Raw genomic sequence first — 7,037 nt, forward strand, 5'->3', positions numbered from 1 at the left:
AGGGTGCTTCTTCACAACAGGCCGAATGGGACAGGTCCTTTGTACCTGCGCCGGTAGAGGGAAGCATCAACGCAAACCCGTTCCTCGCGGCAGATACCAATGGCACCATGCATGGCGATGGCGGGCAATCGGATACGCATCTGGCGCCGGGCCCGTTCGGAGACAATTTGGAGGTACGCAGTCGTCAGGCCGGAAACGGCATGCCCCGGCAATGCTCCACCTTTGTCTATCGCAGTGATGGCAAGCCAATCGTCATGTGTGGTGGGCTTTCGGGTTTTCGCATGGTGCTGCTTGATCCCGAGACACTTGAGGCGCTTGCTCATTACGATTTGCCAATACGCCCCAGCTCTTTCGAGGCGTTCGTAAAACGCGACATGGGCATCATGATGAACGACAGTTCGGGCGGGGCCTACATGTTCCTCGACAACAAGGATCGGCTGATCTTTGCCAATAGCGAGTGGGTGGTGCAGCGGTTGGTGGCAAAAGCAGAAGGCGGCAAATGGTCCTTTGCTGTCGAGAAAGAATGGGACCTGAAGCCCTATGTCCCGCACGATTGCTTCAACTGGAACAACTGGTCGCCAGACAGCGAATGCGACAAGGTGACGACGGTGATGCCTGACCATCAAGGCCGTTACTGGTTTACCTCGCGAAACGGGCGACTGGGAACGCTCGATACCGAGAGCGGCAAGGTTTCGGTCATTCGACTAAAGGATGAGGAAATCCAGAATGCGCTCGCGATGGACAGCCGCGCCGTCTATGTTCTGTCCGATCATGCGCAATATGCCTTCCGCGCTGATGCGCAAGGCAAGCCTACCCAGCTATGGCGCACCGCCTATGATCGCGGCACCAAACGAAAAATTGGCTCGATCAACCAGGGCAGCGGTACCACGCCGACATTGCTGGGCGACAAGTGGATTACCTTTGCCGACAATGCCGACGGGCAGATCAACATCGTCGTGCTGCGTCGCAGCGACGGCAGCCGTATCTGCGCACAGCCAGTGTTCAAGGAAGGTGCAAGCGCAACTGATAACAGCATGATAGGCTGGGGGCGCTCGATCATCCTTGAAAATAATGCCGGCTTTACCAGCGCCTATGAGCAGAAAGACTGGAGTGCAGTTGCTGGCGGTGTTGTCCGCGTCGATGTGCGCGACGACGAAAGCGGCTGCGATACGATCTGGACCTCGCCGCTCAAGGTTCCGTCGGTCGTGCCCAAGCTCTCGGCGGGGAACGGTATCGCCTATTTCTACAGCTTTGACCTTGCAAAAGGACCAGATGGCAAGCCGACGCAAGACTGGTCGATTGTTGGTCTGGATTTCCGCACCGGAAAGCAGGTTATCAAAATCCCGACCGGTCGCGGAAGCAAGTTCAACAACAATTGGGCGTCAATGTCGATCGCGCCCAATGGCGATTTCTATGCGGGGATGACGGGTGGGCTGGTGCAGGTACGCGAAAGACCTCAGAAAAAGTAGCTCGCTCCGTTGGCAACCAGCACCGAACCGTTGACGAAACTGGCGTCGACCGAAGCCAGATAGGCGACGGCGGCAGCAATCTCGGCCGGGTCTGCCATTCGGCCCAAGGGGATGCTTGCCTCCATTGATTTGATCCATTCGTCCGGAATGCCCGCCATCACCGGCGTATTGGTCGGCCCGGGGGCGACAGCATTGACACGGATTTTTCGCGGAGCAAGTTCACGCGACAGTTGCCGGGTCAGCCCGATGATCGCGGCTTTGGATGCACAATAATGCGGCGATCCCTCGCCTGATTGGGCACTGGTCGAACTGATATTGATGATCGCACCCGGATTGCCATCCTTCGCCAGCACGCGGACAAATTCGCGCGCCAAACGGAATGCGCCGCCGACATTGACCTCCATCACGCCAGCCCATCCACGGTCTTCCATATGGATCAGTTGGTCGACGATGATGTCGCTGCTGCCGTTTTTGGCAAGCTCTGCATTGCGCTGCGCCATCGCGCCGTAAAACTGTTCGGATCCGTCGCCTTCTGCCGCGCCGATACCGGCATTGGCGACAGCGATGTCGAGACGCCCGAAGGTCTCGCGCGCTTTGGCCACGGCCTCTGCCACCGATTCAGCATTGGTCACATCGCAGCGCAAGGCGAGCGCGCCGCCGCTTTGCATGGCATCTTCCAGATTAAGGTCGAGTGCCGCCACCTGTGCCCCTTCCTGCGCCAACCTTTGCACGATGGCGCGGCCAATCCCGCGACCCGCACCAGTGACAACCGCGCCTTTACCTGCAAACCTGCCGCTCATTCATTTGCTCCTGTCATATGCCGCGCGGCGATATAGCCAAAGGTCAGCGCGGGGCCGATAGTTACGCCTGCACCAGGGTAGCTCTCACCCATTGCGGAGGCCGCATTGTTCCCGACGGCATATAGCCCGACAATCGGTTTGCCATTGGTGCCGACCACCTGCGCCTTGTCGTTGGTCTTCAACCCGCCATTGGTCCCGATATCGCCGGGGTAAATCGGCATCGCGTAAAAGGGGCCCTTCGATAGCGGACGCAGACAGGGGTTGGGTGTCACCGAAGGATCGCCATACATTTTGTCATAGGTGGCTTCGCCGCGATGGAAATCGGGGTCTTCGCCCTTAACCGCATATTCGTTGTAGCGCGAAACCGTGGCTGCGAGCTTTGTCGGATCAACGCCCATGTCGGCGGCCAGCGCCTCGATAGTGGCACCTTTTTTCAGGATTGACCGCACTTCGCCGCGCTGGAACCAGTCGGGCATCAGCGGCAGCAGCGGCCCGACCGGATATTTGTGGCGATAGGTATGATCGAAGACGAACCAACTGGGCGAGGCATCACCATGCTCGACCTCCCGCCGCGCCATTTGCTGACCGACAATATGATAGGAGGCGGCTTCGTTGAGATAGCGCTCACCCTTCTGGTTGACCATCATGCAGCCGGGCAGCGCGCGTTCAATGGTGCACAGCCGCCCGCGATCCTCACCCGGTACATAGAATACCGGTGCGGCCCATGCGGAGTGCATGTTCATGGTATCTGCGCCTACAGCTTCGCCTGCGCGGATGCTGTCGCCGGTGTTGCCCGCGGTACCGCCGGAGTAGATTGCGTTTTTATAGAGCGGCGCGTTGGCATCGCGCATCGCCTGATTCTTGTCGAAACCACCTGCGGCGAGAACCACGCCCTTGCGCGTACCAATACGCATGTCCACGCCTTCATGGCGCACGACGGCGCCCACGACCTTGCCCTTTTCTTCGACCAGTTCGAGCAGTGGAGAATTGAGCCAGACCGGTACCTTGCGTTCGTTGAGTGCCAGTCGCAGCCCGCCTAGCAGCGAGTTGCCCAACGTCAATCGCCTGTCTTTGCGGCTCTTGAACCGGAAGGGCCAGTCGAACCAATAACGGGCGAGGCTTTTGGTCAGGTGCCACCACCAGCCCGGTGCGCGGAACAGGATGATGTAGGTTTCGTCGAAATGCCAGTTGAGATAGCCGAACAGGCTGGCCGCTGGCGATGCGAAGCGCAACGTCTCGACATCCTTGCCCAGCTTGCGGCCATCGATTGGCAGCGGCATGTGGGTGCGGAAACCTTGCGGTGATCCACCCGGTTCTTCGGCGTGATAATCGGGGTAGGGGAAGGCCTGATAATCGAGTTCGGTGTTGGCGGTTACCCAGCGCAGCATATGTGCAGCATTTTCGACATAGGCCTTGATATTGGCGTCGGGCACATTCTTCGCCGAAAGCTTGCGGACATATTTGAAGGCGTTTTTGGTGTCGTCCTGAAATCCGGCTGCTGCTGCCTGATCGCTGTTGGGTATCCAGATGCCAGCACCCGACGTGGCCGAGGTGCCGCCCCATAGAGCCTCCTTTTCGACCACAAGCACTTCGGCATGATTGTGGGCACCGACGAGTGCCGAAAGCAATCCGCCCGCGCCCGATCCGACAACGAGTATATCGACTTCCTTGTCCCAGCTCTTTTGGTTTCGAGCCATGTTCAGTTCCCCTCCGCCCCATAGAATTGCGGGGGCAATCGCTTGGTTATGCTTTCATTGCGCGCCGCGAACCCGTCGTCAAACGCTTCGGGTTGCGGGATAATCCAATACTCGCCGCGTTCGATTGCATCGAAGACGCGTGCTGCGAACGCGTCCGGTTCCAGCCCGTTTTCGTCGAGCATGGACGTCAGCATATCGTGAAACGGTTGTGCAGCTTCGGGTGGTGTTTCGCGGAAAATCCGCGACTTGACTGGGCCGGGTGCGAGCAGTGAAACTTCGATCTTGCTACCCATCATCTTCAACTCGCCAGCCAAGGCTTCGGTCAAGGCGACAGCGGCGAATTTGGTGGCCGAATAGGGCGCCATCAATGGCGAGGGCAGGAAGCCACCCACCGAAGCCGTGTTGATGATCCGCGCAGGGCGGTCCGCCGCAATCATCCGCGGTACAAAGGCGCGCAAGCCGTTTAAAATGCCGTCGACATTGACCTGCCAACTGGCCACCCATTTGTCTGCGGGAATTTCCCAGCTGAGGCCTGTTGTCATCACCCCGGCATTATTGAACAGCAGGTCGACCGCGCCAAACCGGCGATAGACCTGATCCGCCAGTTCCTCGACGGCAGCAAGGTTGGTTACGTCGGTAAGCACGCAGACGGCATTGTCGCCGATTTCCGAGGCGACGATTGCCAAGGCGGCTGCATCTCGATCTGCCAGAACAACCTGCATTCCACGCCGTGCCGCCTCGCGTGCCAAACCTGCACCTATGCCAGAAGCGGCTCCGGTGATGACGGCTACTGGCATTGGGTCAAGAGGGCAGATAGAGCTGTGCTGCCTTACCGCCATCGACTGGCAGCGCAACACCTGTGATGTAGCTTGCCGCATCGGAAAGCAGGAAGACGATGGCTTCGGCCAGTTCTTCGGGCTGCCCGCCGCGCATCATCGGGATCGCGCCCGCAGTTTTGGCGGCGGTTTCGGGTGCCTTCGACGCCCAGTCTTCGGTCGCGGCGGTCATCACCTGCCCGGGGACGATTGAATTTACGCGGACATTGGCTGGACCGCCTTCCATCGCGGCGCAGGCTGTGAAATGGGTCAGTGCTGCCTTGGAGGCTGAATAGCTGGCCATATAGGGCGCGGCACGAATGCCGGTGGTCGACGATATGTTGACAATGCTGCCCTTGCCTGCTGCCATCATGATCTTCATCGCGGTGCGGGTGCCGACAAAGGCGGCTTCGGCATTGACGGCGAAATCCTTGCGCCAATGTTCTGTCGATAGCTTGGTCAGCGGCGCGTAATGGACCGACATCGCATTGTTCACAAGCATGTCGAGCCCGCCATGCCGGGTCGCAATATCCTCGATCCACGCGGTAAAACCGGCTTCATCGGTGACATCCATGACTTTGGCTTCAACCTTGCCGATTGCCGCGATTTCGGCACGCGCCTGTTCGAGTTTATCAGGCCGTCGCGCACATATGGCGACGGTCGCACCTCGGCTGGCGAGCAGCTTTGCGGTTGCAAGACCGATGCCGTCGCTGCCTCCGGTGACGATGGCGACCTTGCCGACCATATCCTTGCTCATGCTGCTGCTCCTGCCTTGATTACATTGAGTTTGGCGTCACTAGCCTTGCCGTCGACGCAGAAAGTTCCATTGGGGGTGTACATCATCGTGACGCAGCGGTTGCACGCGGTGCAGGCTGATTTCGCTAACTCGCCCGATTGCAGCTTATTGACGAAGGCCGGATCGCTGACGAGTGCGCGGCCCAGCGCGATGCATTCGAAACCGTCGGCCATTGCCTGTTGCGCCCCCTCAAGCGACTGCACCCCACCTAGATAGGCAAGCGGCATGTCAACCGACGCACGCACCTTCAGCGCCAGTTCGCGCAGATAGTTTTCGCGGAACACGACATTTTTGGGCTCCGACAGCGACTGGATCCACATGCCAAGCGCAATGATCGGGTTACCAACCGTACCCCGGTTTGACTGCGGGAAGGATGAGCCGAACATGGCCGTTATCGATTCAACGTTCAGTCCGTTCGAAAGTACAGCCAAATGTGCGCCGTCGGCTTCGATAGCTTTCGCAATTGCAACACCGTCGTCGATGCTGTTTCCCTTACCTCCGTCGGTCATCGAATATTTGACGATGACGGCGAGATCGCTTCCAACCGCATCAAGGACACGGCCCAGCACTTCGCGCGGGAATTTCAGCCGCTTTTCGATGCTGCCGCCATAGCTGTCCCAGCGCTTGTTGTAGATTTTCGAGAGGAACTGGCTGAGTAGGTAGCCGTGCCCCATATGCAGTTCGACCGCATCGAAACCGGCTTCGCGGGCAAGCTTTGCCGCTTCGATAAACTCCGCAGTCATCGCGTCCATTTCATCGCGATTCATTTTCTTTTTTAGCCAGCGATGTGACATCACGCCGACCTTGTTGAACCCTCCGCTCGATGACAGCGGACGCGCGGTTTTCAATGTGGCATGGTCGAGGAAGGTGAAGCTGCCGGCATGGGTAATCTGCGCAGAGGCGGCGCCGCCATGTTTGTGCACCGCGTCCGTCAGCGCGCGAAAGTCGGGCAGGGATTCACGATCAAGTACAGCCTGATCGACAAAGGTGCGTCCGTCAAGGGAGGTTGCGCAATAAGCGACAGTCGACAAGGCAGCCCCGCCTTCGGCTACTTTTTCGTGGAAACGCGCCAAGCCCTTCGATACGATGCCGCCCTTGGCCATGCCTTCATTGGTTGCCGACTTTATGAAGCGGTTACGCAGAGACAGCGGACCTATCTTCACCGGGCTGAATGGTGAAGCTTCGTTTGTCGATTGCACGTCGTTTCTCCCCTAGGTTCAACGCATTTGACGTTTTCTATAGCCTTTTGTCAACGTCATGCGTAAAAATCATGCGAATAAATTACGAAAATAGCGAATGAGGGTGTGATGGTACAGCTTGCGGGTAAGGTAGCGTTGATCACGGGTGCCGGGCAAGGCGTAGGGCAGGGCATTGCTCTTGCATTGGCGTCAGCGGGTGCTGCGGTGATTGTCACCGGGCGGACACTTGAAAAGCTTGAGAAAACGGTCGGAGAGATCGAA

7 protein-coding genes are annotated in these 7,037 nt (G+C 58.5%); 2 read left to right on the forward strand and 5 right to left on the reverse strand.

Features of this window, described 5'->3' with window-relative positions; genetic code table 11:
- Positions 1–1,469: hypothetical protein (locus Q0239_RS03780; protein ID WP_298598665.1), on the forward strand; the 1,469-nt coding region annotated here is incomplete at its 5' end.
- Here Q0239_RS03780 and Q0239_RS03785 read toward each other — a convergent pair.
- From Q0239_RS03785 to Q0239_RS03805, 5 genes are read right to left on the reverse strand one after another with little or no spacing between them, the layout of a single operon-like run.
- Entirely contained in the window at positions 1,457–2,269 is an 813-nt protein-coding gene (locus tag Q0239_RS03785; protein WP_298598668.1) for an SDR family oxidoreductase, read from the reverse strand. The genes Q0239_RS03780 and Q0239_RS03785 overlap by 13 nt on opposite strands.
- The gene (locus Q0239_RS03790) at positions 2,266–3,966 is read right to left on the reverse strand and encodes an FAD-binding protein (protein ID WP_298598671.1); all 1,701 of its coding nucleotides are present in this window, start codon (positions 3,964–3,966) and stop codon (positions 2,266–2,268) included. Before Q0239_RS03790 ends, Q0239_RS03785 begins: the two co-directional genes overlap by 4 nt.
- A 2-nt stretch (positions 3,967–3,968) precedes the next feature.
- Positions 3,969–4,763 carry an SDR family oxidoreductase gene (locus Q0239_RS03795; protein WP_298598674.1) on the reverse strand — a complete coding sequence of 265 codons (795 nt, stop codon included), beginning with the start codon at positions 4,761–4,763 and terminating at the stop codon, positions 3,969–3,971.
- A gap of 4 nt (positions 4,764–4,767) precedes the next feature.
- Positions 4,768–5,538 carry an SDR family NAD(P)-dependent oxidoreductase gene (locus Q0239_RS03800; RefSeq protein WP_298598677.1) on the reverse strand — a complete coding sequence of 257 codons (771 nt, stop codon included), beginning with the start codon at positions 5,536–5,538 and terminating at the stop codon, positions 4,768–4,770.
- A complete protein-coding gene (locus tag Q0239_RS03805; protein ID WP_298598680.1) occupies positions 5,535–6,776 on the reverse strand; it encodes an NADH:flavin oxidoreductase in 1,242 nt (413 codons plus the stop codon). Before Q0239_RS03805 ends, Q0239_RS03800 begins: the two co-directional genes overlap by 4 nt.
- A gap of 108 nt (positions 6,777–6,884) precedes the next feature.
- Here Q0239_RS03805 and Q0239_RS03810 point away from each other — a divergent pair.
- Positions 6,885–7,037, forward strand: a 153-nt coding sequence (locus Q0239_RS03810) for an SDR family NAD(P)-dependent oxidoreductase (RefSeq protein WP_298598683.1), incomplete at its 3' end; no start/stop codon positions are given.

Origin of the sequence: uncultured Sphingorhabdus sp., from assembly GCF_937872355.1 — a bacterium.
Lineage (GTDB): Bacteria > Pseudomonadota > Alphaproteobacteria > Sphingomonadales > Sphingomonadaceae > Sphingorhabdus_B.